The 21,873-nt window shown below is 62.2% G+C and carries 36 protein-coding genes; 9 read left to right on the forward strand and 27 right to left on the reverse strand.

Features of this window, described 5'->3' with window-relative positions:
- Positions 1–106: 106 nt before the first annotated feature.
- From AC1AUD_RS05035 to AC1AUD_RS05060, 6 genes are all read right to left on the reverse strand, one after another.
- On the reverse strand, positions 107–1,348 hold the full coding sequence (locus tag AC1AUD_RS05035) for a zinc ribbon domain-containing protein (protein WP_476572686.1): 1,242 nt from the start codon (positions 1,346–1,348) through the stop codon (positions 107–109).
- 143 nt (positions 1,349–1,491) lie between these two features.
- Entirely contained in the window at positions 1,492–1,764 is a 273-nt protein-coding gene (locus AC1AUD_RS05040; protein ID WP_476572688.1) for a hypothetical protein, read from the reverse strand.
- Positions 1,761–2,078 carry a hypothetical protein gene (locus AC1AUD_RS05045; protein ID WP_476572690.1) on the reverse strand — a complete coding sequence of 106 codons (318 nt, stop codon included), beginning with the start codon at positions 2,076–2,078 and terminating at the stop codon, positions 1,761–1,763. Before AC1AUD_RS05045 ends, AC1AUD_RS05040 begins: the two co-directional genes overlap by 4 nt.
- Complete coding sequence (locus AC1AUD_RS05050; RefSeq protein WP_476572692.1) at positions 2,075–2,527, reverse strand: hypothetical protein; 453 nt, start codon at positions 2,525–2,527, stop codon at positions 2,075–2,077. Before AC1AUD_RS05050 ends, AC1AUD_RS05045 begins: the two co-directional genes overlap by 4 nt.
- Positions 2,528–2,819: 292 nt before the next feature.
- On the reverse strand, positions 2,820–3,059 hold the full coding sequence (locus AC1AUD_RS05055) for a hypothetical protein (protein ID WP_476572693.1): 240 nt from the start codon (positions 3,057–3,059) through the stop codon (positions 2,820–2,822).
- Between the two features lie 15 nt (positions 3,060–3,074).
- Positions 3,075–3,707 (reverse strand): hypothetical protein, encoded by a 633-nt coding sequence (locus AC1AUD_RS05060; protein ID WP_476572695.1) that lies wholly within the window; start codon positions 3,705–3,707, stop codon positions 3,075–3,077.
- Between the two features lie 433 nt (positions 3,708–4,140).
- Between AC1AUD_RS05060 and AC1AUD_RS05065 the strand changes: the two genes are divergently transcribed.
- The gene (locus tag AC1AUD_RS05065) at positions 4,141–4,719 is read left to right on the forward strand and encodes a hypothetical protein (RefSeq protein ID WP_476572697.1); all 579 of its coding nucleotides are present in this window, start codon (positions 4,141–4,143) and stop codon (positions 4,717–4,719) included.
- A gap of 43 nt (positions 4,720–4,762) precedes the next feature.
- On the opposite strand, the gene AC1AUD_RS05070 is transcribed toward AC1AUD_RS05065, so the two are convergent.
- On the reverse strand, positions 4,763–5,644 hold the full coding sequence (locus AC1AUD_RS05070) for an SPFH domain-containing protein (RefSeq protein WP_476572698.1): 882 nt from the start codon (positions 5,642–5,644) through the stop codon (positions 4,763–4,765).
- A 214-nt stretch (positions 5,645–5,858) separates the two neighbouring features.
- Between AC1AUD_RS05070 and AC1AUD_RS05075 the strand changes: the two genes are divergently transcribed.
- Together AC1AUD_RS05075 and AC1AUD_RS05080 are read left to right on the forward strand one after the other, a co-directional pair.
- Positions 5,859–7,286, forward strand: a complete 1,428-nt coding sequence (locus AC1AUD_RS05075) for an AAA family ATPase (protein WP_476572699.1) — start codon at positions 5,859–5,861, stop codon at positions 7,284–7,286.
- Positions 7,279–8,031, forward strand: coding sequence for a hypothetical protein (locus tag AC1AUD_RS05080; protein ID WP_476572701.1), 753 nt, complete (start codon positions 7,279–7,281; stop codon positions 8,029–8,031). Before AC1AUD_RS05075 ends, AC1AUD_RS05080 begins: the two co-directional genes overlap by 8 nt.
- Positions 8,032–8,071: 40 nt before the next feature.
- Here the strand turns inward: AC1AUD_RS05080 and AC1AUD_RS05085 are convergent, their stop codons facing one another.
- Entirely contained in the window at positions 8,072–8,683 is a 612-nt protein-coding gene (locus tag AC1AUD_RS05085; protein WP_476572703.1) for a LemA family protein, read from the reverse strand.
- A 30-nt stretch (positions 8,684–8,713) separates the two neighbouring features.
- Positions 8,714–9,478: a TPM domain-containing protein gene (locus AC1AUD_RS05090; protein WP_476572705.1), complete on the reverse strand. Its 765-nt coding sequence runs from the start codon at positions 9,476–9,478 to the stop codon at positions 8,714–8,716.
- A gap of 446 nt (positions 9,479–9,924) precedes the next feature.
- On the opposite strand from AC1AUD_RS05090, the gene AC1AUD_RS05095 reads away from it, so the two are divergent.
- On the forward strand, positions 9,925–10,455 hold the full coding sequence (locus AC1AUD_RS05095; RefSeq protein ID WP_476572707.1) for a PBECR4 domain-containing protein: 531 nt from the start codon (positions 9,925–9,927) through the stop codon (positions 10,453–10,455).
- Between the two features lie 27 nt (positions 10,456–10,482).
- On the opposite strand, the gene AC1AUD_RS05100 is transcribed toward AC1AUD_RS05095, so the two are convergent.
- The 13 genes from AC1AUD_RS05100 to AC1AUD_RS05160 all read right to left on the reverse strand — a co-directional run bounded on the left by AC1AUD_RS05100 (position 10,483) and on the right by AC1AUD_RS05160 (position 15,814).
- Positions 10,483–10,785 carry a hypothetical protein gene (locus AC1AUD_RS05100; protein WP_476572709.1) on the reverse strand — a complete coding sequence of 101 codons (303 nt, stop codon included), beginning with the start codon at positions 10,783–10,785 and terminating at the stop codon, positions 10,483–10,485.
- A complete protein-coding gene (locus tag AC1AUD_RS05105; protein ID WP_476572711.1) occupies positions 10,782–10,997 on the reverse strand; it encodes a hypothetical protein in 216 nt (71 codons plus the stop codon). Before AC1AUD_RS05105 ends, AC1AUD_RS05100 begins: the two co-directional genes overlap by 4 nt.
- Complete coding sequence (locus AC1AUD_RS05110; RefSeq protein WP_476572713.1) at positions 10,994–11,374, reverse strand: hypothetical protein; 381 nt, start codon at positions 11,372–11,374, stop codon at positions 10,994–10,996. Before AC1AUD_RS05110 ends, AC1AUD_RS05105 begins: the two co-directional genes overlap by 4 nt.
- Positions 11,358–11,552 carry a PHD finger domain-containing protein gene (locus tag AC1AUD_RS05115; protein WP_476572714.1) on the reverse strand — a complete coding sequence of 65 codons (195 nt, stop codon included), beginning with the start codon at positions 11,550–11,552 and terminating at the stop codon, positions 11,358–11,360. The genes AC1AUD_RS05110 and AC1AUD_RS05115 overlap by 17 nt, the downstream gene beginning before the upstream one ends.
- Before the next feature lie 16 nt (positions 11,553–11,568).
- Positions 11,569–11,856, reverse strand: a complete 288-nt coding sequence (locus tag AC1AUD_RS05120) for a hypothetical protein (protein ID WP_476572716.1) — start codon at positions 11,854–11,856, stop codon at positions 11,569–11,571.
- Entirely contained in the window at positions 11,853–12,128 is a 276-nt protein-coding gene (locus tag AC1AUD_RS05125; RefSeq protein WP_476572718.1) for a hypothetical protein, read from the reverse strand. The genes AC1AUD_RS05120 and AC1AUD_RS05125 overlap by 4 nt, the downstream gene beginning before the upstream one ends.
- A gap of 94 nt (positions 12,129–12,222) precedes the next feature.
- On the reverse strand, positions 12,223–12,639 hold the full coding sequence (locus AC1AUD_RS05130) for a hypothetical protein (protein WP_476572720.1): 417 nt from the start codon (positions 12,637–12,639) through the stop codon (positions 12,223–12,225).
- A gap of 89 nt (positions 12,640–12,728) precedes the next feature.
- Entirely contained in the window at positions 12,729–13,337 is a 609-nt protein-coding gene (locus AC1AUD_RS05135) for a hypothetical protein (RefSeq protein ID WP_476572722.1), read from the reverse strand.
- Between the two features lies 1 nt (position 13,338).
- Entirely contained in the window at positions 13,339–13,779 is a 441-nt protein-coding gene (locus tag AC1AUD_RS05140; RefSeq protein ID WP_476572724.1) for a hypothetical protein, read from the reverse strand.
- Entirely contained in the window at positions 13,776–14,387 is a 612-nt protein-coding gene (locus AC1AUD_RS05145) for a hypothetical protein (protein WP_476572726.1), read from the reverse strand. Before AC1AUD_RS05145 ends, AC1AUD_RS05140 begins: the two co-directional genes overlap by 4 nt.
- Positions 14,388–14,396: 9 nt before the next feature.
- Positions 14,397–14,633, reverse strand: coding sequence for a primase-helicase zinc-binding domain-containing protein (locus tag AC1AUD_RS05150; RefSeq protein WP_476572728.1), 237 nt, complete (start codon positions 14,631–14,633; stop codon positions 14,397–14,399).
- Between the two features lie 13 nt (positions 14,634–14,646).
- Positions 14,647–15,237, reverse strand: a complete 591-nt coding sequence (locus AC1AUD_RS05155) for a hypothetical protein (protein WP_476572729.1) — start codon at positions 15,235–15,237, stop codon at positions 14,647–14,649.
- Between the two features lie 91 nt (positions 15,238–15,328).
- The gene (locus AC1AUD_RS05160; RefSeq protein ID WP_476572731.1) at positions 15,329–15,814 is read right to left on the reverse strand and encodes a hypothetical protein; all 486 of its coding nucleotides are present in this window, start codon (positions 15,812–15,814) and stop codon (positions 15,329–15,331) included.
- A 237-nt stretch (positions 15,815–16,051) separates the two neighbouring features.
- On the opposite strand from AC1AUD_RS05160, the gene AC1AUD_RS05165 reads away from it, so the two are divergent.
- The 4 genes from AC1AUD_RS05165 to AC1AUD_RS05180 are packed head-to-tail and all read left to right on the forward strand — an operon-like array spanning position 16,052 to position 19,383.
- Positions 16,052–17,557, forward strand: a complete 1,506-nt coding sequence (locus AC1AUD_RS05165; RefSeq protein ID WP_476572733.1) for an adenine-specific methyltransferase EcoRI family protein — start codon at positions 16,052–16,054, stop codon at positions 17,555–17,557.
- Positions 17,550–17,957: a hypothetical protein gene (locus AC1AUD_RS05170; RefSeq protein ID WP_476572735.1), complete on the forward strand. Its 408-nt coding sequence runs from the start codon at positions 17,550–17,552 to the stop codon at positions 17,955–17,957. Before AC1AUD_RS05165 ends, AC1AUD_RS05170 begins: the two co-directional genes overlap by 8 nt.
- Before the next feature lie 14 nt (positions 17,958–17,971).
- On the forward strand, positions 17,972–19,153 hold the full coding sequence (locus AC1AUD_RS05175) for a GmrSD restriction endonuclease domain-containing protein (protein WP_476572737.1): 1,182 nt from the start codon (positions 17,972–17,974) through the stop codon (positions 19,151–19,153).
- Positions 19,150–19,383 carry a hypothetical protein gene (locus tag AC1AUD_RS05180; RefSeq protein WP_476572739.1) on the forward strand — a complete coding sequence of 78 codons (234 nt, stop codon included), beginning with the start codon at positions 19,150–19,152 and terminating at the stop codon, positions 19,381–19,383. The genes AC1AUD_RS05175 and AC1AUD_RS05180 overlap by 4 nt, the downstream gene beginning before the upstream one ends.
- A 280-nt stretch (positions 19,384–19,663) precedes the next feature.
- On the opposite strand, the gene AC1AUD_RS05185 is transcribed toward AC1AUD_RS05180, so the two are convergent.
- The 5 genes from AC1AUD_RS05185 to AC1AUD_RS05205 all read right to left on the reverse strand — a co-directional run bounded on the left by AC1AUD_RS05185 (position 19,664) and on the right by AC1AUD_RS05205 (position 21,532).
- The gene (locus AC1AUD_RS05185; RefSeq protein WP_476572741.1) at positions 19,664–19,816 is read right to left on the reverse strand and encodes a hypothetical protein; all 153 of its coding nucleotides are present in this window, start codon (positions 19,814–19,816) and stop codon (positions 19,664–19,666) included.
- 11 nt (positions 19,817–19,827) lie between these two features.
- Positions 19,828–20,052, reverse strand: a complete 225-nt coding sequence (locus tag AC1AUD_RS05190; RefSeq protein ID WP_476572743.1) for a hypothetical protein — start codon at positions 20,050–20,052, stop codon at positions 19,828–19,830.
- 12 nt (positions 20,053–20,064) lie between these two features.
- Entirely contained in the window at positions 20,065–20,391 is a 327-nt protein-coding gene (locus AC1AUD_RS05195) for a hypothetical protein (RefSeq protein ID WP_476572745.1), read from the reverse strand.
- A 148-nt stretch (positions 20,392–20,539) separates the two neighbouring features.
- Positions 20,540–20,866 (reverse strand): hypothetical protein, encoded by a 327-nt coding sequence (locus AC1AUD_RS05200; protein WP_476572747.1) that lies wholly within the window; start codon positions 20,864–20,866, stop codon positions 20,540–20,542.
- Between the two features lie 39 nt (positions 20,867–20,905).
- Positions 20,906–21,532: a hypothetical protein gene (locus AC1AUD_RS05205; RefSeq protein ID WP_476572749.1), complete on the reverse strand. Its 627-nt coding sequence runs from the start codon at positions 21,530–21,532 to the stop codon at positions 20,906–20,908.
- 172 nt (positions 21,533–21,704) lie between these two features.
- Between AC1AUD_RS05205 and AC1AUD_RS05210 the strand changes: the two genes are divergently transcribed.
- Complete coding sequence (locus AC1AUD_RS05210) at positions 21,705–21,848, forward strand: hypothetical protein (RefSeq protein WP_476572751.1); 144 nt, start codon at positions 21,705–21,707, stop codon at positions 21,846–21,848.
- Positions 21,849–21,873 lie beyond the last annotated feature (25 nt).

Below are 21,873 nucleotides of genomic sequence, written 5' to 3' on the forward strand. Positions count from 1 at the left end.
TTACGTGTGGGCGGATCGTGGCTGGCGATGCTACCGCAACCCCGTTCACGGGGTAATCCTGTGTTGTGCCGGTCGTTGGTCTGGTTGTTGTCGTGGTAGGCGTGGGTTAGAAGGCCCTGCAGGCGCAGTACGGTCCGACGGGCACGTCACGTGGCTTGCGCAGGTCCCCGTGGCTCAACGCCCTATCCTTCAAGGCGATCATGTTCAAAGCGGAGTGGAGGTCGCGTTTCTCCTTGGCACCGCAGTACGCGCAACGCCATATCCTCTCGGACGGCGGCGTGGGCGTGCGGCATCCGCATAGGCGGCACCATGCGGTGGTCGGCTGCCATTTGTTCAGCACGATGACATGCGGGTCGGTCTTGAGCATGGCGTACAAGCGACCGAGTATGCCGCCGTGTAGCTTGGCTCCTCCATAGGAACGAATCCAGTTGGCTATCTGCTCGTCCTGGACAACGAGGGTCCCGTACCTCGGGGTCGGACCGGCGACGAGGCGCTGATATTCCTCACGGGCCGCGCATGTCCGCTGGGACTGGAGTCGTTCCTGTTCCTTCCGATATAGGCGGTTCGCCGCCCTCCATCCCCGCGAATTCTTGTCTCGCTTGCTCATGCGCCGCGCCCAATACCGGGCTTTGCCGGTGTCCGGGTAGCGTCGGTTGGTTTCGGTGCCATCCGACTCGGTCAGGTCCGTCTTCATGCCCGCGTCCATGCCACCAATGGGCATCTCCGGCTCGCGAGCTTCGACGGAGTCGGTCTTGTCCCTATAACAGGTGACGGCAAGATAGTAGCCGCTGGCCTTGCGCAGGAGTTTTGCGTTCGCCGGCTTCCAACCCTCTCCGATCTGTCTCATGCCGGTGACGTGCATCCACCCGGGGACCTTCTCGACGCGGATGTAACTGCCATGGATGGCGTAGGTCCTACCGAACTGCTTCAGCGGAATGCTGTCCACGCTTTTCACGCGCTTCAATGCTCCGACCTTGTGGCCGGTCTTCTTCAACCCGGCGAGACTCTTGATGTTGTCCTTCGCCTGCCGGACGATGCCCTGCTTCGTCTGCGCGCCAATATGATCGAGGGCTCGCTCCTCCCGTGTCCCGTCCGGGAGAGTGACCGTCACCACCGACGGAATCACATAACCCTTGATGCTCTCCGCCGAGACCACGTCGTTGTACAGGTGCTTCGCGTCACGGAACAAGCCGTTCAACGCATCTCTCTGTGCGACCGTGAGCTTGCGGTAATCCACCTTCACCGTGAACGTCCGGCACTCCTGACGTGCGCGACGCTCACGGGTCTTACGTTGCGCCGTTTTGATTGCCTGGTTACGAACCCACAAAGCCGACCTGCCGATCGCCATACGAACCACCTCCCCAAATCAACGAAACACAAGATAAGCAACACAAACGAGCTATACGCCCACCGACCGGAAGGCGTGTCGCGATTCACCACCCGCCTAAGGGCGGGCGCGCTCTCGCGAGTCTAGGTAGGAGACCCATGGGTTCATCGCGCCACCATCCGTTTCCACTCGTCCCATGCGAATTGGTGGCCTTCCCACCAGTCGGTGCCGAGATGTCCGTTCGGACAGCGCAGCGAGTATTCGACGATGGTCTCGCGCCACTGGTGCACGATGTACCGCTCGAAGGGCCTGTGGGCCAGCGGATTGTCGTCGTCCACAAGCACGTTGCGCCTGCGTGCCACGATGCGCGGCGGCTCATGGCAGAACGGGCAACGGTAGTCCGGTTCCGGTTTAGGCCTGCGCTTGAACCAGATCATCGTCCGCCTCCCCTCGCCGCTTCCAGCACCTCGCCCAACGGGATCACATCGTGCACCGCGTGCGCCTTGCACACGCCGTCGTAGACGCCTTCGGGACCGATCTCGCCGTCATCGTCGTATTCGCCCGCGTGCCAGCGGCGGATCGCGACGACGGGCTTGTCGCACGGGCATAGGGTCTCGTCGCGCCAAACGCTCGCGCAGCATCCCTCGCCCCCGGGGATTGACAGCCGTCCGACTGCGCCGCGGATAAGCCCAAGGTCGTAGGGGACGTCCGTCCTCCATGCCGGTTTTGCTCTGTGCTTGGTCCCGCTCATCTCCTCCACAGCCTCCTATGCTTGAGCCTCCTGTTGCGCTTGATATGCGAGACGCCCGGCAGGCGACGGCCCTTCGCATCCCATAGGACGACGTCGTCCCTGTTGTATCGGCTCAAGCCAACGCCATCCTCAAGCACGGAGATCACGCCCTCGACCCGTTCGCCGCACTTCCAAGCCTCCATCCAGTACTTCCGTGGATCGAAGCGAAAACCGAGGAGCATGATGCGAGGATGCCGGAGGGCCAAATGCGCCCAGAAAGTGCACTTCAGGAACAGAGGGCGACGCGCCACATCATCCGGCGCCTTGTTCGTCCACCCGCAGAAGCACTCATCCGGCTCGTAATCCGACGTGGATCTCAACCCGCGGGCGAGCCGGCGCATGGCGAAAGCCAGGCTGGCCGATAGGATGCCGGTCGGGATGCCGAGCAGGAACGATAGCCAAGGATCCAATGCGAACACCTCCGTTACTCACGCTAGAACATGCGTCCACAATCGGCGCCAGCGGGCGCGGGGCAGGCTAGAATCAACGGCGGAGCCAGCCTTCGCAACCGCATCCCAGGCTGTTTGGCCGACGGCAGTGGCGAGAATGGGCGGTGTAGGTCAGCGGAGGCCGAAGACACCATGGTGTAGACCGCGTAGAGTACCCGCGGAACCTCCGCGGGGGTTGTCATATGGCCGACAGTAACGAATGGCTCCACCGGTCGGGGCGGTTGGCCGCCGCCCCATCAGGACCGGCGTTCCATCAGTATCTTTCGTTGGCCGCATCCATCACATGCCGTTTGAACACGACGATCGGCGCGCGCTCGGTCTTGTCGGCGGCCGCGAGCGGAGCGACGGACACCGTCGTGAGGATGCCGTAATAGGCGGTCTGGTCCTCGTCCCACCCGGGCGCGAGCTCGTAGACATGATCGTCGTCCATGTGCAGCCGGACGTTCTTGCCGTGGTCGAGGAATCCCATGTACCCGAGAATGCTGCCTGCCATCGTTTTGCCTTCCTTTCAATCGTTGACGGGCTGGATGCCGGTGCCGGACAGGAGCAGGTCGCCGATGCTCCAGCCCTTGACGCGCCAATGCGTGCCATCCGAGAATCCGACGAGCAGGTCCACGCCGTCGCGTCCGTCGGCGTAGTCGTCGATATGCGGCCAGTCCTGCGATTCCGTGATGTCGCAAGCCTTGTGATCGAGGAACGCGGCGGTCTCCGTCTCGTCGGCGTAGGTCCAGCCCCATCCGTCCTCATAATCGTCGTCGTAGCGGTCGGCCTTCGCGTATTGGAGTTCGGCACCGTCGTGGACCATGATCCGGCTCAACTTGCTCCAGACGGTTTCCCTGACGAGCTCGCCGAGGTCATTCCCCTGCATGGTGAGATGTTCGATGCGGAACATGCTCAGATCTGCCTCCGGGTACCAGATCCCGACCTTATGCTCCACGTCCTCGCGCGCGAACGTTTCGCCGTCCCGCTCGGGGATGCGCGCGACGATGACGTCGCCCTCGACGTCGGTCCAGTTCTCGCTTTCGATTGTGCCGTCAGACTCGAAGTCCTTCTCCCATTCATCGAGGCCGGCAAGATAGGCCTGCGTGTCCCTCGTGTAGTCCTTCTTGATGCTGACCTGCCAGCCGGTGAAGTCCGCCATGATCGCTCTCCTTGAATCGTTTTCGCTGTCGGTTCCCGTATGCGTCCCAATCATCCGCCGCGCACCTCATGCCGGAGAGGGGCGACCGGGGTGTGTGTCATGCGAAACGCGGACAGTTCGACCGGGAAGAACCTGTGCCATATACTCGGGATTGAGGTTTTCGTTTCGCTTCGCCGTCCAAGCGCCACGAAACCGAAGACTTCACTTGGCATAACGGAGGATATCTGCCGCGACCCGTCATCGGCGTTCACGTCGTTGCGAGAGCGACGGGTCCAAGATCCGAGGATCCGATCGAAGCGATCCTGGTAGCGATTCCCGATTCCTTGTGATCGGGATGATTTCCCGCAGTGGATGTGATTCTCCGACATGCCTTGGTCCAGGGGTTCCTCGCAAAGGAGCCCCTGGTTTTTCTTAGATGCCAGAGGGAAGGCGCATGTCGAGCACGACGGAAGAGAAGGAACGGCTTCTGCGTCTTTCGCGCCGCTACCAGTCCCTGTGCCAGAAGCTGGTCGACCGAGGCAGTTCGACCATTGTCTGCGCGGACGCAAACCACACCAGATTCACGGTGTTGTGGAGGAAAGAGCAGTACGCTCATTTGTGTGGATGGGAGTACTACAAGGACAAGGCGAAGCGGATTCCCGGACCGCGGAAACAGTTCTACGACCTACTAAGAAAAGGCGTCCGTCTGGAAAACCGCGTGAAGCCGACCGACCCATATGCCCATATCGACGAGCCAGGACGGAAGCCCGATACGCTCAAGTGGACGCGGGAGAAGCACAGGGTGCTGCCGATGGCGTTGGCGCTCACGTCGGCCACGAAGGTGGTGGTGTCGGCCAAAGGGTATGCGGCGATATTCTTCGGGAACAACGAGTGGGCGTTGGGACTGCTGCCGACCGACGGCGACGCCTATGTTCCGCGGACGTTGTTCGCGCTTTCCGTCGAAGACCCCACGATCCGACGCAAAGCCAAGCAGGGCGAGATCGCGGAATGGGACATCCAGCATATCGAGTGAGCCGACGCCGAGTTCTCGGTGCGCGTCGGCCCACTCGATATGGTCACTTGCCGCTGGTCTCCAACGCGCCTGTCAACTGCGTGTAGAGGTCTCGGTATCCGCCGGGCGTGGAGGCGGGCAGGACCACGGTCTTCGCGTTCCCCGACTCGCTCAGGCTGCGCATCACGTCGAGGTACTGGTTGAACAGGACGACATGGTTCACGTCGTCGATGCCCATGCCGACGGCCTGCAGGCTCTTGATCTGGTCGACGATGCCGTTGGCGATCTCACGCCGGTAGTTCGCCTGCCCCTCGCCCTGCAGCCTGGTCTTCTCCGCCTCCGCGGCCGCCTGGGTCTCGATCTGGATGCGCTGCGCCTCGGCGCGCTGGCGGGTGGCCTCCTTCTCGCGTTGGGCGGCGTTGATCGAGTCCATGGCGGCCTTCACCTGGTCGGTCGGATCGATGGCGGTCACCAAGGTCTTGATGACCGTGAAACCATACCTTGCCATCTCCTCGCCGACCGTGTGCTGCACGTCGGCGGCGATGTCGCTCTTGCGCGCGAACGCGTCGTCCAGGGTGAGGGCCGGGACGGCGGAGCGCAGCGCATCCTCCATGTAGGAGCGCATCTGCGAGGCCGGGTCCCTGAGCTCGTAGTAGGCGGTCGCCACGTCCTGCGGCGTCACACGGAACTGGGTGGACGCGACCACGGTGACGAACACATTGTCCAGGGTCTTGGTCTCGAGTTGGACGTCGAGTTGGTTGACGCGCAGGTTCGTCTTGGTGACGATCCGGTCGACGTAGGGGATCTTCACGTGGATGCCGGCGCCCGCGACCCGATGATACTTGCCGAGGCGTTCGATGACGAACGCCTGCTGCTGCGGGACGATGAAGATGCCCGCCAGCAGCGTCACGATGGCGAGGATGCTGATGATGATGACGAATGCCATTTCTTCTCCTTCTATCCAAGGGTTATTGCATCCCACGCTATGGGGCGAAGCGAATGGGCGAGCCCGCGGACGCGGGGCAGAAGGATGCGGACAGCACGGAACTCAAGTCGATGCATCTAACGCTTTGAACACGAAAGACGTCTCCACACCCGACTAAAATATGGTTCAGTCAATAAAAAATTGATGAAATACATTTTGGAGAGTGGTAGGGCCTATGATTCGACTCGAGAAATTGATCCTCGATGACATGAGGAACATCCGGCATGGAGAGCTTGCGTTCGACGACCTGCCCCAGGGTGGCAGCGTGACCGGCATCTACGGGCAGAACGGCAGCGGCAAGACGACCGTCATCGACGCCATCGGCTTGCTCCGCTGCCTGCTCTCCGGCCGGCCACTGCCCCAGCATGCGGGCGACGTCATCAACACGGACACCCACCGTGCGACCATGACCGTCCGCCTTCGCATCGAACGGGAAGAAAAACCGGTCCGATGGCTCGAATACCGGACGGTCCTCCAGCAAACGGAGCCAGACGACATGGGCGCGAAGGTCCTTGAGGAGGCGGTGCGCATCGGCGAGGACCCGAAGCACATGGGCCGCGAGCTCGTCTCCCACCGGCTCGCCGACCTTGAAAACGGCCGCTTCGAGGACATGCCCGCCTATGTGTGGAGAAGCATCTGCTCCGTCCCCTTGATGAGACAGACCATCGAAAGAACCGCCGAGCGCGCGTGGGCGGAAGGCACATCGTTCCTATTCGCCCGCCGCGCGGCCATGTCCGGCTGGACCCCGGAATACCTGTTCGACCTGATCTCCGACATGATGCCCCCGGACGGCATGGCGGCGCGGTCGGTCGCCTACATCGACTCCGCGTTCAAGGAGTTCGCGGAACTCAGGCAATGCCTATGCGAATACGCGTTGAACGACATCTTCGTGTCCACGACCAGGCGCAGCAACTACGCTTCCTACAGTTTCATCCCCATCATGGAGGAAACGCCGGAAGGCAAGGAGGAAAGCCTTTTCGACCTATTGAAGCCCAATCCCCTCACACCCCGCGAAGCGGATCGTTTGGAACGGACGGTGGCATCGTTCGACCGAATACTGCCCACGCTCATCCCGGGGCTGGGCGTCGAACTACGCACACGGCCCGCCCCCTCGGGTGACGACGGCGAGGATAGGATCATGGCCGAACTGTTCTCCAAGCGCGGCGACAGCATGGTGCCGTTCCGCTGCGAATCGGAGGGCATCATACGAATCACCGCCCTGCTCGGCTACCTCAAGCACGCGTACAACGATCCGAGCGCCTTGGTCGCGGTCGACGAGATCGATGCGGGCGTGTTCGAATTCCTGTTGGGCGACATGCTCACCCAGCTGGCCGACGGATGCGTGGGACAACTGGTGTTCACCGCGCATAATCTACGCGCGTTGGAGCTGCTTCCCGGCAGGTGCATCCGCACCACCGGCACGGACAACACCGACCGCTTCCTTACCATGCCACGCAAATCCGCGTCGAACAACCAGCGCAAACGCTACCTGGATGCGAGCGAGTTCGGATGGCAGGGGCCGGACATCTACGATGCTCCGCTGCCCCGCATGTTCGGCAACGGCCTCTACCTGGCCAGCCATCCGGAGGAGCTTGATGAGTAGACGCCGGATCGTGCTGATGGTCGTGGAGGGGTCGAGCGACGCGAACCTATTGCAGCCTGCGTTCAGCGCAATGGAGCGAGGCAAGGCGTTCCAGGACGTGGAGTTCCGGTGCGACGTGCTCACCGCGCCAAGACACGCGGAGACATTCCTCCAACGCAACGGATTCCTCCCGAAGCCCGTCGCAAGGGACACTGTGCGTGAACTCGTCGACAGACATCTGAGGTCCCGCGGATTGGAATGGGCCCAGTTGGGATGCATCATGCAGGTGTGCGACCTGGACGGCGCGTTCGTTCCCGACGACCACATCGTCCAGCAGTCAGGCGCGGAGGGAATCTCGTACACGGAGAACCTGACGTTCACGCCCGATCCCGGCCTCACCCTCGCGGACCATGCGGAGAAGCGCCGCAGCGCGGATGTTTTGATCGCCTGCAATGCCCTCAAAGGCAGGAGGTGCGAAATCCCCTATCGATTGTTCCACGTGTCACGGAATCTGGAGCATGCGTTCGTCGGAGAGACGGGCAACCTATCGGAACGAGAGAAGATGGGAGTCTCCGCCCGGCAGGCGGCGCGATATGCCGCCGACCCGAATAAGTTCCGGGCCATGCTGGACTCATTGGCCATGATGCACGGAAGTCCGGCATCATGGGAGGCTTCATGGAGGTATGCGATGGAGGGAACGCATTCGTTGGAGCGAGGCAGCAACCTCGCGTTCGCCATTCCATGGATCACCGAATCGATGCGATGAATGACGCTAGGTCTTGCCGGCTTCATATTGCGATGCGGGCCTAGAACTCGACCTTGGGGGTCTCCAATGTGCCGGCGGGCGCCGTGTATTGCTTCATGCGTTGGAAGCCCATCATGCCGGCGGTGATGTTGGCGGGGAAGCTGGTGACCTTCGTGTTGTATTCGTTCACGGTCTGGATGTAGGTGCGGCGTTCCTGGCTGATGCGGTTGATGCTGCCTTCCAGCTCGGTGACCATCGACTGGATGCTCTGGTCCGAGCCGAGGTTCGGATAGCTCTCCTTGATGGCATTCACGTAGAGGCTGAGCGATTTGTTCATCTCGTCGCCCGCCGCCAGCTTCTCGTTGCGTGACGCCGACGGGTCGGCCTCCGCCTGCGCGTAGCCGGCCCTGCCCTTCGACACCTGCTCCATGATGTCGGTCTCGTGCTCCATCTGGCCCTTGACGGTCGCGTTGATATTGGGGATCAACTGGCTCTGGCGGTTCATGACGTTCTCGACCTGGGCCCACTGGGAGTCGACCTTGTTGCGCATCGCGTTCAACCCGTTGTACGAGCCGGCGAGCATCACGCCGACGACCACGACGATGGCCGCGACGATGCCGGCGGGCACGACCCACTTGGTGCTTTTGCGCGCGCCGTTCTGCTGTTGTCCCATGATTCGTTTCCTTTCCTGGCGTTTCCTATGTCACCAACTGCCCGATGCCCCGCCGCCGCCCGACCGGCCTCCGCCGAACGACGACGAACCCGAACTTCCGGACGAGGAGAATCCGCCGCCCGAATACCGCGGCCCGGACGACAGGACGACGGGGCCCGCGTATGCGCCGCGCGACGGCATGCGCGTGAAGACGATGATGAGGACGATGGCGAATGCGAGCGACACGAGCGTCGAGACGACGCGGTCGCTGGTGTCAGCGTTGACGTCGAGCTTGCCCGCCTTCGTCCAATCCGCCAGACGGTCCGTGACCTTGGTGACGGCCTCGTCGTAGTCGCCCTGCTTGAGACTGGGTTTGGCCACATTGTCGAGCAGTTCCTTCGCCTTGTTGTCGGGGATGTCATCCTCCAACCCGTAGCCGACCTCCAGCCTATGCTTGTGGTCCTTGACGGCGACCAGATACAGCAGGCCGTTCGAATCCTGGCCGTCTGCCCCCGTGCCGCCGACACCATACTTGTTGAACAGGTCGTGCGCCTTGTCCTCGATGCTCTCGCCATCAAGACTCCTGAGGGTCACGACCAACAACTGGGCGTGGAGCCTGCCGTTCTCCATCCGCCCGTTCGCATCCCTCACATGCCGTTTCGTCGCCGACGACAACACCTTCGCCTCATCCTGCACGTAGATGCCGCCCTGCGGATCCACCGGCGCCTTCTCCGCCGCATGCGCCGGCATCGCCAGCGCGAACACGGCCACCAACAGGAACAGCAGCGGGATGACGCGACGGCGAGTGAGAAGCATGGCCTGATCCTTCCCATGAGGTTTGAAGATGAACGTATCCATCGTGGTCTCATATGCGTCATCGCAGGCCCACGAACGCGGGGCAAGGCCGTCCACCGTTGGAGAAGGGCCGGGTGTGTCGAGGAGAGGGCGCGGTACATTGAAGGTACGCCTCAAGGCCCACGTTCCGACTTTATCCCGTCCGGAGTTGGGTCGTGGGGCTGGAACGGTAGGAATCAGCCATCGCAAACGCATCCCGTTCGTCCGACCGACGAATGGCGTGAATGGGCGTTGTAGGTCAGCAGCGGCCGAAGCATCGGGAGATGAGCCTGCGTAGAGCACCGGAGATCCCATGGGTCGAAGGGGTTGTCATATGGCCGACAGTAACGAATGATTCCCTCCGTCGGAGGGGCGATTGGTCATCGCCCCTCCGCATTCTTCTTAACCGGATATCGGAGGAACGAAGCGTGGACGACACCGAGCTCCTCGCCCACGCAAGAGAGACAGCCCGATGGTACGAGGATCATCTTGCCGACAGAGACACGTTCCTGTACTGCGAGGATGGCTTCGACCTGCAGGTCCACTGGGAGCGGGCTCAACTGCCGCATCTGACCGGACTGTGGTACAGGAAGGGCCGAAAAGATTTTCGCCCCGTGGCCGCCCGACTTTTCTACAAATACCTGCTCTCAGGGCAACGAATCGACATGCATCGCCTCGACTACACCACGTCGAAAGGGCACGCGATCGATAAGGCAGATGTGCTGCCCGAAGCGTTGAGGCTGCGCGCCGGAATGACCGTGTACGAGATCACAAAAGGCGTGTTCCTTCTCGGCGTTGGCACGAGCGAACATTGCCTCGGGCTGGTCAGGGACGAATCCAGGTCGATCCCCGCGCGGATGGTGTACATGCCGAAATCCGTCTACAAAGGAGACGTCACCGGCACGAGAGGCTTCACGGTCAAGGCAACGCACGAGGTGCTCGAGGCTGTCACAAGATAAGCCGCCTCCGGAGATGGGACATGCAGGTCAGAATTGGCCGCGCAACGATCGGGGTAGGTTAATGCCCTCCTTGAAACGGGTTTCGCCCTCGCATAAATGCAGTAGGTAGATCTGGCAGAGCGTGCGCACCACGCGCCTTTTCGCCCCATATGGCAGGTCTTGGCGCACCTGCATCTCCATATGGTTTGGCCAAGAGGTGACCATGCCGTCCCATGGCATGCGCGCCCGTTCCTCGATGGTCGCGCCGATGATCTTCCTCGCGAATTCGAGGGCGTTCCTGTCGGTCAGGCGCATGAGCCCATCCAGCAGATCCTCATGGCAGCCGATCAATCCAATGCCTCCAAATCCTTGAGGAAGTCGTCGATCAGGTCGATGCGCTCGCGGAATGCGTGCAGCATGTCCCGGGTGATATATGTGTGCGCGCCCGTGTTTCTCAGGAAGAGGTTGTCGTCCGTGAGCGCCGAGCCTTTTGGTATGTCGAACCTGATCCTGTCGTTCGTGTCGACGCCGATGGTCGGCGGCTGGCATGTCCACGCGCTCATCGACCCGTGCTCCACGGCCAGAAGCCGATCCTGATATCGCGCGCGATCTCCCGGTTCCAGTCGCCCATGGTCTCGCGCAGGCTCGCATCGTCTAATCCGGGGATGCTGGTCCGTGTGGTGCCGTCCGGCCCGTCCGAAACGTTCGCGGAGAGGACCCAATGGGTCCGGGACCGGCCGACCTGCGGAACCACCAGAGGATGGAAGCCATGGCGCAGGAGCATGCTGCGGATCGCCTGCGAGCGCAAACGGAACGCCTTGAGCTCGTGCGTCTCGTACAGGCGGTCGCAGTACGGGCACTCCCAATGGTCCTCGACCTGGGCCAGCGTGTGACCGCACCATTGACAAGCGTAATTATTGATATCATTCGTCCCATTCATCGGGCTCCTCCTCCTTCGCGATGATGCCTTCCGCCTTGGTGCCTTCGCCTAGGAAGCCGCCATGCCAAAACGAGTGGCAGTTCGGACAGACCCAAAGTCCGTCCGGAATGGTTTTCAGCACTCTGTCGCAGTTGTCGCAGACCATCGCCAGACGGCATTCGGGCAACTCACCATCCATCGTTTCTCCCCTCTCTCTAGAAATGCCCCGGCAGGTCGAGGACGGCGCGCGCCTCCACCCTGTGGGTCTTGCCGTTGTTGCGGTCGTACACCTTAGATCTGTCGTCGAAGACCTCGAACCAGTCGAGCCCGCGCTCCTCGACCTCCTCGAGGGAGAGACGGCCCGCGAACATGTGCAGCAGGCTCACCCCGGGCACATCCACCTCACGATCGTCGTCGAACGTGTGCACCAGCACCTTCACGTTGAGGTCGCCATGCTCACGCCGGAACGCTTCCAGACCGGAGATCAGCTCGCTGACCTTCATCGCTTTCCTTCCCCTTGCTCTCCGCCGGTCCCACTGACATCGACGCCCACGGGACGGTTCAGTCTGACATCGAAAAGATCCTGCAGGTCAGCATCCAAATCAAGACTCATGCTGAAACCGTCCGCTGTGTCGACGCGAAGCGCGCACACCTCCACGTCCTCGAGCTGCCAGCCGACGACACGTAGATCGGAGCCCTTCGCGTATTTCGCCGCCTGTTCCGACAGGTATTCGCCAAGCAGTTCATGCAGGCGGTCGATGTCCTCGGCCCTCATCCCCGGCTCCTTTCCTGAATCCTGTTTCTAGTGACTCCATCATGCGTCTCCATGTTTATCCGGGAATAGGGCGACCGTGGAATCGTGTTGTCCGTCAGTCCTCCAGATGGGGAAATCTGATATTCGCGTTTTGCTGGCGGATGCCAACGGCCCTCGCGATGTTCGCCTTGCTGTTTTCGTTTCGATACGCTTCTTGTGCGAAGGTTTCCGTCAGTGTTTTCATGCGCTCCTGTATCTGGTTGGCAATCCACAGGGCCGCCATGTCGGGAGGAATATGTTCTCCGTAGTCATTCAATAGGTGTTCCGTCAGGGCCTTCGCTTCCTTCCGGATCGTTGCCTCCAATTCCGCGAGGGCCATGGAGGTAGAGGCGTTTGCAGCCCACTCGCCCACGGTCTTGTCACCGTTGAGCAGATCAAGCGCCGCCTTCGTGCTGGCGTTCCTTGCGAACCCAGTCACAGGCAGCTCCATATCCTCATAAGTGGGACGCGGTGCCTGACCCCATTCACTCATACATAACCCTCCTGTGCTTGTCGGTATGGCCTCATCTTGCCTTGGAACGCTGCTGTTTGCTCCGGGTGACCGTGGTCTCGTGTCGTCCGTCAGATCTCCTCATCGAAGACGTGCATCTTGTAGGTGGCGTCGGTCAGCCGTCGTGCCTGCTCCGCGCTGTCCGAGAGCGGATGCTCGCACATGTCGATCAGCTTCAGCAGGTTGGCGCGAAGCCGCGGGGTCATGGGCTCCAAGCCGCGGAACGCCATGTATCCGCAGCGCGAGTGCTCGCACCGGCGTTCGACGCTTGACCCGGGTTCCCAACGGACCGTCCAGCTGCCGTACCCATCCGCCTCACGCCACAGGGAAGCGAGCCTCATCGCCAGGTCGTAGTCGCGCGAGGTCTGCAACGGAGTCCAACGCGTCCAGACCTCGCGCTCCCAATTGTTGCCTTCGCGCCGCACCAGATACCGGCGCAACGGCTCGAGATCATGCACGCGGAGAGGGGCGGTGTTCCGCATCAGCCACACGTATTCGTTCGGATGGGATCGGAGGTGGCCTGGCAAACGTTCTCCGAACTCCTCGCGCAATAGCAAAGCCGCCTGTTTCGCGGGGATGCGCGAATATGGCCCGCCGTCGCGTCTCCACGCGCCGGTCCCGCGGAAGATGTGGACGCGGTTCCGGCCGTCCAACGCGTAGATGCAGTTCACCGGCTCCATGTCATCCTTTCCTCTCGCTGGCGATCTCGATGGCGGCGACCGCGGCCTCGCCTTTCTCGGTGAGCATGCCGCCCATGGTTCCGGGCGCGACCTGCGTGCGCTCAAGGTATCCGTCGGCGTACAGGCGCGGCGGCACGCCGTCGTCGCGGACAGTGCCGATCCGGCTTGCGTAATGGAGGACCCGTCGTTCCTCCGGACTGAACCATTCGGCCTGGATGCGCGTGCCGCCCGAGAGGATCCCACATTCGCAATGATCCTTGTGCCGACGGCAGAGAGGGCACATGAAGAACCCCTCGAGCAGTTCGTTGATGGGCGTGCGATCGTCCGACTGCATGTCCATCTCGTCGGCGATGTCGTCGAGGTCACGTGCGATCCGGTCCATGTCGGTCCGGTCGGGGATGGTGCGCGCGTAGTCGCGCAATAGTCGGATGAGTTCGCTCATGCGCGGTTCCCCTCGAAATACGTGTCCTCCAATCGGCGGGACCGTTCGCAGATCTGCAGGTAGTCCCGCCGCAGCTTGACGGCCTCTACCATGAAGTCCCTCAGTTTGACGTAGGCGAGACGGATGCGATGCTCAAGGTCGGGCGCGTCCACGGGAATGGTCGTGAGGAAATGGATGACACGGTTCGCGTCGAACACGGCATGCAATCTCAGCCTTCCCTCGTCGTTGCGGATGGAGAGTCGGCAGACCGGGGGGGTGAAGTCGCCGTCCATACCCCGCTCGAATCGCTCGTCGAACGCGTACCCCATGTAATGCTCGCCGTTCTCACGGTACCGGCGCATGGGCAGAGGCCACCCGTTGCACGGAGCCTGTTCCCCGCCGCCCGGCATGCTCCCGACGAGCCGGCACGCCAAACGCACCGACCTCATATCAAGGCAGTTGAGGCCCTTCGCCGTGATCCTGACGTGTCCGTCCTCGACGGCGACGAGCCCCTTCGCCTTGAGTTTCGCGTCCACGGCCGCGTAGGGTCCGTGGGGGTCCGGGTCCTCCAGCGGGGCGAAGTCACGCGCCCATCGCAGGCATCGGATCTCAGTGTCGTTAAGCATCATGGTCTCCTTTCAGAGGAAGCTGAGGATGTTGGCCCATCCGCAGGCGGTGCATTCCCATCCCGAGGACAGGCCCTTGTCCTCCATTTCCTTGTACTTGCATTTGCCGCCGCACTTGGGGCAGGCCACTTCGAGGGATATCAGCCGCGCCGAGGGGACGAAATCCCTCAGCTGTTCCTCGATGCTCCCGAACAATGGGGTGCATTCGAACGTGACCCGCATCGTGCCGCGGATATTGTCTTTCTCCATGGGTTCTCCTTTCTCACGCGGCCCTGTCCATCGTGTTTTCGGCCATGAGCGTGCGGAGACGCTGGCCGAGCCTCGCGTAATCCTCGCGCAGACCCTCCGCCTCCGCCATCAACCGTCCGAGCCTCTGGTAGTAGGCGAGGATGCGCCGCTCCAAGTCGGGCGCGCCGACGGGAATGTCGGCGGAGCACAGGATGCTCCGGATTCCGCCGTCCACGCACACGACCGCATGCAGTTCCAACGTGCCATCCATGTTGAACGGGGTGAGCCGGACCAGCGGGCAGAACGCATCCGCCTGCGGGTCGCCGAAGAGCGGGTCCCACGCGTATTCGCGCGGCAGATGCATGCCGGAGGGCGAGGGTTCTCGGCGCATGGGAAACGGCCACTTGGTCTCGCCCATGAGGCGGCGGGCCAGCATGACCGGCCGTTCGTCGATCACGTCGAGGCCTTTCCTGGTGATCGTGGCCCATCCGCCCTTAAGCGTGATGAGCCCCTTGCCGGACAGGCGCGTCATATTGAACCAGTCGTCCGAATGCAGGATCGGTTCCAACGTTCCCTTCGCGCGCAGCCTTCTGAGCATGGCGCGCTCCCTGGCGTCCAATCGCATGGCCATTCCTCCTTCAAACGGTGTCTGATCTCATCATGCGTCCCCATGCGCTCAGGGAACCGGGGCGACCGTGGGACGTGTCGCAGGCCTTCTAGGCGGCCTTTCCGAGCTCCAGCACGTCGGCGACCGGAGTCAGGACGGGCTTCTCGGCGTGATGGTCGGCGACCATCCACCTCTCCCCGTCCCACACGTAGAGGTAGGAGGCGTTGCCCTCGCCCCTGTCGAACGAGGACAGGACCCTCTCCGGCGTCATCGAATCCGGATACACAGGATCGAGGTCGCCTGCATTCCCACGGTCCCTGAAAGCGCGGCAATACCGGTCCATCCACCGGTCGAGCATCGATCCGCGCGCCATGTCCGCGTAGAAGCGGATGTCCCAGAAGGCCGGCACGCTCACCGGCGTCTCGCCCAGCCACGACAGGTCGCCCAAGCGGATCAGGGCCTTGGCCTGCGCGTCGGACGAATAATAGGTCTCGAGGACGCGTCCCACACGCTCCGGCTCCCCGTCCGTATGACAGTAGATGGCCCTGTACGTGCCGTCATTCCGCTCGACCGCGATCATGCTCCTAGTACTCATCTCAGCTCCAAACTCTTTTGACGTTCGTTGACATCTCCCAGTCTTCACCACGGCATCCGCCATGAGACGGGGCGACCGGAGGGACGTGTCGCCCAAGACATGCGTCCCCGAACCCGGTTCCTGTGAATTTCCATAATGCCCCGCGCTCGCCGCCCCGCGCGCCATGGAACGGACCGAAATTGGTCTGCCAAAGGAGAGGCATCGGGCCTCATTCCAATGGACGCATGGGAGCCGGTCATGGCGGATAACAGGAAACTGCACGCGGCCAAGAAGGCCAAGTTCGACGAGTTCTACACACAGCTCTCCGACGTGGAGGCGGAGCTCAAGCACTACACCGGCCAGATGGGAGGCGACAACCACTTCGACGGAAAGACCGTGTACTGCAATTGCGACGACACAAGCCAATCCGCGTTCTGGAAATACTTCCAGGCGAACTTCGCGAACCTCCACTTGAAGCGGCTCATCGGAACCCACTACGACCGGGAGCGCCCCACCTGGGCCAACATATTGGATTGGGGGGGGGTGGACGCGGACGAGTGGCGGCATGACCCGCGCTTCGTCAGCCAGACCATAGTCCAGGTGGCCGGCACGGAACGAACCGTGCTGATGACCACCCTCCGATTGGAAGGCAACGGCGACTTCCGCAGCGAGGAAAGCCAGCGGTTCCTCGACCTGAGCGACATCGTGTCCACCAACTTCCCTTTCTCCCTGGCACGCGAGTTCATCCAACAGCTCATGGACCACGGCAGACAATTCCTCGTCATCGCGCCGATGAACGCCATCACCTACAAGGAGGTGTTCCCGCTCATCCGCGAAGGCCGCCTGTGGGTGGGCGTCAACCAGCCGAAGCGCTTCCTCGTGCCCGACTCCTACGACCATGCGAACGTCGAGGTCGACGAGGATGGCAGGCGGTTCGCGAAGATGGGGAACGTCTGCTGGTTCACGAACCTCGACTACGTGCGCCGCCACGTGCCCATCGACCTGTACAAGCGGTACACGCCGGAGGAGTATCCCGAATACGACAACTATCGGGCGATCAACGTGGACCGGGTCGCCGACATCCCATGCGACTACACGGGACCGATGGGGGTGCCGATCAGCATGCTGGTCGGCGGCAGGTGGGGCACGTTCTGCCCCGAGCAGTTCGAAATCCTCGACGCGAACGATTACAGGAAGACCACGGACGACGACGCGGCCCTCGAGAGAGAGAGAGAAGCTGGCCCGCATGGGGGGACCCGATCCGAGGCCGCGTCCAGGGACGCGACGTGTACCGGCGCATCCTCATCCACAGGACCAGGCCGACCGCCCTCGAGAGAGAGGAAGCGCACCCGCGGCGCTCGACCAGATCTGGGATCAATGGACGCAAGGTCTACAAGCGTCTCCTCGTCCGCCGCACGCGCTGACGGGAGCCCAGACCACGGTCAACGGCAGGAGGAAGTACGCGCGCATGCTGATACGCCGAATCTGACGCCCCCCCCCCAGAGCCATATTGGCCGGGCGTCAAGCTCTACGTCCGAAGGAAGGCCAAGTACAGCCGGATCATCATTGGAAGGCGCCATTGAAACCGCACGGACTCATCAAGGACAAGGACTCCAGCATAGGAGGAAAGGCGAGGTACGCGCGCATATTGATCCGACGGGCCGGTGGCTCGCGCCGGTGACCGGCGGGAACCTGCGCGGACTGGTCGACGGAAGAGAGAAGTACATGAGGGTACTCGTCCAGAGAAAGGACATGCATGAATGAGGAGCTGACGCGGTTCATGGAATCGCTCGACGAAGGACAACGCGGACTGCTGTTCGAAGCGCTGCTCGCGCTCGCGGAGACAGTCGAACCTGCCGGGGAAACGCAATCCGGAGAATCGCCCGCGCGCCAACGCAGACCGAGGTTCACGTTCAAAGCCTGCCGGATCCCCGTGGGCAGCGTTCTCGAATACTCGGATCCACGCGAAGGCCACGCAGGCAATGTGAGCGCAAGCGTCGTGACCGTCGACGACATCAACCAGGTCAGCCTCTCCGGCACGAGCATGAGCCTGAGCGAGGCCGCGCGCCGATTGAGCGGGTCGCGCACGGCCGCGCAGGGCGCGAAGCACTTCACTTACCATGGGCGCCGGTTGACCGATCTGCGCGAGGAAATCGGATTCTAGAAAGGACGCCAACCATGAAGATCCAGCTCACCCCCATCAAGATCCGCGACCTCGTCGACGGATACCAGGACCTTGGCGAGGACGGCGTCATCGGATACCACGGGCGACTCGACATCCGCCCCGCCTACCAACGCGAATTCGTCTACGACGTCAAACAGCAGACCGCTGTCATCGACACCGTGATGAAAGGCTACCCGCTCAACACCATGTACTGGGTCCTCAACGGACACGACGACAACGGCCAGCCCACCTACGAGGTATTGGACGGCCAGCAACGCTCGCTGTCGATCTGCAACTACGTGCAGCAGCGCCGTCCGGACGGCACGTGGACGCCCGGCACCCTGAGCATCAACGACCGCTACTTCATGAACCTGAGCCACGACGAGCAGGAGCGGCTGCTCGACTACGAGCTTCAGGTGTTCGTGTGCGACGGCACCGACTCGGAGAAGCTGGAATGGTTCCGCACGGTCAATGTCGCGGGCGTGAAGCTGACGAACCAGGAACTCCTCAACAGCGTCTACGCCGGCGAATGGCTCACCAACATGAAACGCAAGTTCAGCCGCACAGGCTGCGTCGCCGCCAAGCTCGGAGACAAATACGTCAAGGGCACGCCCATCCGCCAGGAGCTCCTCGAGAAGACGCTCGCATGGAAATGCGACCAACTGGAACGCGAGACCGGCGAAGCCTGGCCCATCGAACGCTACATGGCATTGCATCAGCACGAACGCAACGACTCACCGGCGTTCGACGAACTCTGGGACTACTACCGTGACGTGCTCGACTGGGTCACCGGCCTGTTCCCCAAATACCGGCGCGAAATGAAGCAGGTGGATTGGGGCACACTATACAACCAATACCACCGGAACCGGTACGCGCCCGACCAATTGGAGGAGACCGTCAGCCGTCTCATGGCCGACGACGACGTGACCAGGAAGCCCGGCATCTACCATTACGTGTTGATCGAACATCCGACGGTCAAGGACGAACGCTGGCTAAGCATCCGCGCCTTCAGCCCGGCGGACAAACGGTCCGCCTACGAACGCCAGCACGGCAACTGCCTCGAATGCGGCAAGCACTTCCCGTTCGAGGAGATGGAGGGCGACCACCAGGTCGCATGGAGCCAGGGCGGACGCACCATCCCCGAGAACTGCGGCATGCTCTGCAAACCCTGCAACAAGGAGAAGTCCGCCGCATGAGCCTCGACCTCGACCGGGTGACGGACCATGTGGCGCACGGCCGCAGCCACCTGACGGTCACCCGATTGGGCCGTTCGAGCATGCTCCTTGGCAACCGGAACGGGTACGTCTACGTGAACGACAAGGGCGAATGCTGGGTGCACCGGTACGACAGGGGCAAATCGGTCGAGGTGCGGTTGCCGTCGGATCCGGCGAGAGCGATAGGCGTGGTGAAGAAGCGGCTGGTATGAAAAGCGTGGCCCGGAGAGGGTTGAACATTCCCTCTCCGGGCCACGCCAATCCGGGAGCCCGTGATTTTGCAATGCCCTCCGCCAGGCGGTCCGCTCAAAGGCGGGCCCACGGGAATCTCGTGTTCGATCGTTTCGCCGGCTCCCTCGGCTAGGCATCCCTGCGCGTGCCACCCGCGGGTGGCGTCGGATGCCGCGGCGGACGGGGCTCCCGGGATTTGATTCTATGCGCCCGCCGTGTCGCGTCCCCATGGTTCGGGCATCATGGCGCAGACTTGTTCGCCTAATGGCCGCCGCCTCCTGTAACCGGGGTGACGATGACCGGTCCGCCGTGGATTGGCGCGTCATCGGTCAGCACTTCGATCCTGACGATCGGGCGTTTGCCGCTGAAGTCGATGTCGGTCACACGGCCCGACCATTCGTAGCTGTCGCTCATATGGTCCTTTCCTAGAGATGTATGGTCACGTCGTCCAGTTGGACGAGCCGTTCGAAGAGGTGGACGGCCGTGTCGTCATTCGCATCGAGCTCCACGATGCGGACCATACGGGGTGTGTTTTGGGGCAGGCCATTGGGAGTAGAGACGGTCACACCATCCAGATTGGCGAGCGCGGTGACGAGAGCGCACGCCTTGTCGTCGTTCGCGCCGAATTCGATGATCCTAGAGGTTCGCATGGCCTGCGTCTCTCACCAGTAGACGGAGATCTTGGCGGCCGCGAGCTCCCAGTCTTCCGGAGGCACGGGCAGGTTGCCGCCGTCGCAGTACAGGTCGGGGTCCTCCTCGTGCAGCAGGTCCATCTGTTCGGCGAGCCATTTGAGGCCCTGCGGGCATGAGTATTCGGTGAGCATGTCGCTGTCGGTCTTCTCGCACAGTTCGCTCAACGTGTTCTCGAACGTCTCCGTGTCCTCCGGGTAGGCGTAGTCGCGGATCGTGGGGATGGTCCGCCACGTGCCGCCGCCGGGCAGGTTTCCGCCGGATTCCTTCTCCAAGTCGATGCACACGCTGATGCTCATCACAGCCTCCAATCAAATCGTTTCCTGTGTCCGACTCTTGCATGCGTCCCCATTCTGCGATGGGGCTTGCGCGGGATTGGAGGGTGACCGGAGCGCGTGTCATTGAAGGCATCGAAGCCGCTATGATTCGATGCCTTGCGAGCTCTTTCTACCGGAGGATAGTGATTTTGACCGGCGTATCCTCCCATCTCGCCGGCGGAATGGGAAGGCAGGAGCCGTCGCAATACTCGTCGGGAGCATCCTCATGAAGCATGTTCATTCGCCGGGCCAACCATTCGGTGCCTTGGTCGTCAATCGAATATTCGGTCCCGCAGTCGGTTTCATGCTTGTCGCATAGTTCAACGAGCGTATGCTCGAATGCATCCATGTCGGCCGGCTCCGCCCATCCTTGGAGGGTGAGTACGCTCTTCCAGACGCCGATGCCGGGAATGTGCTCCGGTTTTCTCTCCAAGTCTATACGCGCGAATACGCACATGTCCGCTCTCCTGGTCCGATGTCATTCTCGTCTGCCATCCTACAAGGCGGTCTTCTCCTCCCCGGCGGGCCCATACCCGGCCTGCGCGAACCTCGGCAGCTCGTCCTCCGACAGCAGCGGGAGCAGGCGCGGATCGTCCGATTCCACCCATTTGAGGATGAGTTGCGCCGCCTTCCGGCGTAGGCCCGCGACCGCCCGTCCCGTCTCGTCCACATACGCCTCAGCCTTCAGGTCAGGCAGGCCGGGCATCGATGCGTGGGCCGTGTAGTCCTTGACCATGATGACGACGGGCAGCCTGTTGGCGAGCCTTTCCGCCTGCCAACGCGGATTGCCGGGCGTCTCCTCGTCCTCCTTCGCCCGCTCGTTGCGCTCCGAGACCAATCGGTCGTCCATGATGGCGAACAGGTCCTGCATGAACCGGTCGCTCCCGTTCGTCAGGCCGAGCGAATCCAGGGCTCGTCCGAACGCGAGGCCCGACAATGCGGCCTCCGATTGGGCGGCCAATCCTTTCTGCCAGGCGGACGCCAGCTCCGGGTGGTTGAACGCGAACTCCGTCTCGCGGTCCAGCAGGTCCTTCTCGGTCATATAGGATGCGCGCAGCACGTCAACGCTTGCCTCAGCCTCGCCGAACGTCGGATACGGCTCCGGACCATACGGGTATCCCATGACTGCCTCCTCTGCATATCGATGATTCCGATTATCCGCATGCGTCCATGGGCGTGGGCGGACGGGCGCGGGGCCGCCGAGGAGACTTTTACCCCATGGACACACGCGGACAATCGGAAGAGATACGACAATGGATACGCCCGGCCTCGCCAAGTCCGAGAAAGGAACCACCATGACCGCAGGGATCAACCAAACCTTGAACTCCCAGTCTCGGACCGAGGATCCGGTCGAGGAAACCATCGATGGGGAAAATAGAAAGCCGGTCGAAAGCATGGGCGACCGGCTGAGGAGGATTATCGAAGAGCTCTCTGCCTGAACTCCTGTCTCGCACCCGCATTCCG

It is taken from the genome of Bifidobacterium sp. LH_730 (assembly GCF_056355835.1).

What these genes read in the sequence shown, in the direction of transcription:
- AC1AUD_RS05205 (WP_476572749.1), bottom strand. Translation starts at nt 21,532, where the DNA reads ATGGGATACCCGTATGGTCCGGAGCCGTATCCGACGTTCGGCGAGGCT.
- AC1AUD_RS05195 (WP_476572745.1), bottom strand. Translation starts at nt 20,391, where the DNA reads ATGAGCATCAGCGTGTGCATCGACTTGGAGAAGGAATCCGGCGGAAAC.
- AC1AUD_RS05035 (WP_476572686.1), bottom strand. Translation starts at nt 1,348, where the DNA reads ATGGCGATCGGCAGGTCGGCTTTGTGGGTTCGTAACCAGGCAATCAAA.
- AC1AUD_RS05130 (WP_476572720.1), bottom strand. Translation starts at nt 12,639, where the DNA reads ATGAGTGAATGGGGTCAGGCACCGCGTCCCACTTATGAGGATATGGAG.
- AC1AUD_RS05120 (WP_476572716.1), bottom strand. Translation starts at nt 11,856, where the DNA reads ATGAAGGTCAGCGAGCTGATCTCCGGTCTGGAAGCGTTCCGGCGTGAG.
- AC1AUD_RS05150 (WP_476572728.1), bottom strand. Translation starts at nt 14,633, where the DNA reads ATGGAGAAAGACAATATCCGCGGCACGATGCGGGTCACGTTCGAATGC.
- AC1AUD_RS05070 (WP_476572698.1), bottom strand. Translation starts at nt 5,644, where the DNA reads ATGGCATTCGTCATCATCATCAGCATCCTCGCCATCGTGACGCTGCTG.
- AC1AUD_RS05045 (WP_476572690.1), bottom strand. Translation starts at nt 2,078, where the DNA reads ATGAGCGGGACCAAGCACAGAGCAAAACCGGCATGGAGGACGGACGTC.
- AC1AUD_RS05175 (WP_476572737.1), top strand. Translation starts at nt 17,972, where the DNA reads ATGAAGATCCAGCTCACCCCCATCAAGATCCGCGACCTCGTCGACGGA.
- AC1AUD_RS05155 (WP_476572729.1), bottom strand. Translation starts at nt 15,237, where the DNA reads ATGCGATTGGACGCCAGGGAGCGCGCCATGCTCAGAAGGCTGCGCGCG.
- AC1AUD_RS05040 (WP_476572688.1), bottom strand. Translation starts at nt 1,764, where the DNA reads ATGATCTGGTTCAAGCGCAGGCCTAAACCGGAACCGGACTACCGTTGC.
- AC1AUD_RS05115 (WP_476572714.1), bottom strand. Translation starts at nt 11,552, where the DNA reads ATGGATGGTGAGTTGCCCGAATGCCGTCTGGCGATGGTCTGCGACAAC.
- AC1AUD_RS05090 (WP_476572705.1), bottom strand. Translation starts at nt 9,478, where the DNA reads ATGCTTCTCACTCGCCGTCGCGTCATCCCGCTGCTGTTCCTGTTGGTG.
- AC1AUD_RS05185 (WP_476572741.1), bottom strand. Translation starts at nt 19,816, where the DNA reads ATGAGCGACAGCTACGAATGGTCGGGCCGTGTGACCGACATCGACTTC.
- AC1AUD_RS05140 (WP_476572724.1), bottom strand. Translation starts at nt 13,779, where the DNA reads ATGAGCGAACTCATCCGACTATTGCGCGACTACGCGCGCACCATCCCC.
- AC1AUD_RS05165 (WP_476572733.1), top strand. Translation starts at nt 16,052, where the DNA reads ATGGCGGATAACAGGAAACTGCACGCGGCCAAGAAGGCCAAGTTCGAC.
- AC1AUD_RS05125 (WP_476572718.1), bottom strand. Translation starts at nt 12,128, where the DNA reads ATGAGGGCCGAGGACATCGACCGCCTGCATGAACTGCTTGGCGAATAC.
- AC1AUD_RS05180 (WP_476572739.1), top strand. Translation starts at nt 19,150, where the DNA reads ATGAGCCTCGACCTCGACCGGGTGACGGACCATGTGGCGCACGGCCGC.
- AC1AUD_RS05060 (WP_476572695.1), bottom strand. Translation starts at nt 3,707, where the DNA reads ATGGCGGACTTCACCGGCTGGCAGGTCAGCATCAAGAAGGACTACACG.
- AC1AUD_RS05135 (WP_476572722.1), bottom strand. Translation starts at nt 13,337, where the DNA reads ATGGAGCCGGTGAACTGCATCTACGCGTTGGACGGCCGGAACCGCGTC.
- AC1AUD_RS05065 (WP_476572697.1), top strand. Translation starts at nt 4,141, where the DNA reads ATGTCGAGCACGACGGAAGAGAAGGAACGGCTTCTGCGTCTTTCGCGC.
- AC1AUD_RS05055 (WP_476572693.1), bottom strand. Translation starts at nt 3,059, where the DNA reads ATGGCAGGCAGCATTCTCGGGTACATGGGATTCCTCGACCACGGCAAG.
- AC1AUD_RS05075 (WP_476572699.1), top strand. Translation starts at nt 5,859, where the DNA reads ATGATTCGACTCGAGAAATTGATCCTCGATGACATGAGGAACATCCGG.
- AC1AUD_RS05105 (WP_476572711.1), bottom strand. Translation starts at nt 10,997, where the DNA reads ATGAGCGCGTGGACATGCCAGCCGCCGACCATCGGCGTCGACACGAAC.
- AC1AUD_RS05190 (WP_476572743.1), bottom strand. Translation starts at nt 20,052, where the DNA reads ATGCGAACCTCTAGGATCATCGAATTCGGCGCGAACGACGACAAGGCG.
- AC1AUD_RS05200 (WP_476572747.1), bottom strand. Translation starts at nt 20,866, where the DNA reads ATGTGCGTATTCGCGCGTATAGACTTGGAGAGAAAACCGGAGCACATT.
- AC1AUD_RS05110 (WP_476572713.1), bottom strand. Translation starts at nt 11,374, where the DNA reads ATGAATGGGACGAATGATATCAATAATTACGCTTGTCAATGGTGCGGT.
- AC1AUD_RS05170 (WP_476572735.1), top strand. Translation starts at nt 17,550, where the DNA reads ATGAATGAGGAGCTGACGCGGTTCATGGAATCGCTCGACGAAGGACAA.
- AC1AUD_RS05080 (WP_476572701.1), top strand. Translation starts at nt 7,279, where the DNA reads ATGAGTAGACGCCGGATCGTGCTGATGGTCGTGGAGGGGTCGAGCGAC.
- AC1AUD_RS05145 (WP_476572726.1), bottom strand. Translation starts at nt 14,387, where the DNA reads ATGATGCTTAACGACACTGAGATCCGATGCCTGCGATGGGCGCGTGAC.
- AC1AUD_RS05085 (WP_476572703.1), bottom strand. Translation starts at nt 8,683, where the DNA reads ATGGGACAACAGCAGAACGGCGCGCGCAAAAGCACCAAGTGGGTCGTG.
- AC1AUD_RS05160 (WP_476572731.1), bottom strand. Translation starts at nt 15,814, where the DNA reads ATGAGTACTAGGAGCATGATCGCGGTCGAGCGGAATGACGGCACGTAC.
- AC1AUD_RS05210 (WP_476572751.1), top strand. Translation starts at nt 21,705, where the DNA reads ATGACCGCAGGGATCAACCAAACCTTGAACTCCCAGTCTCGGACCGAG.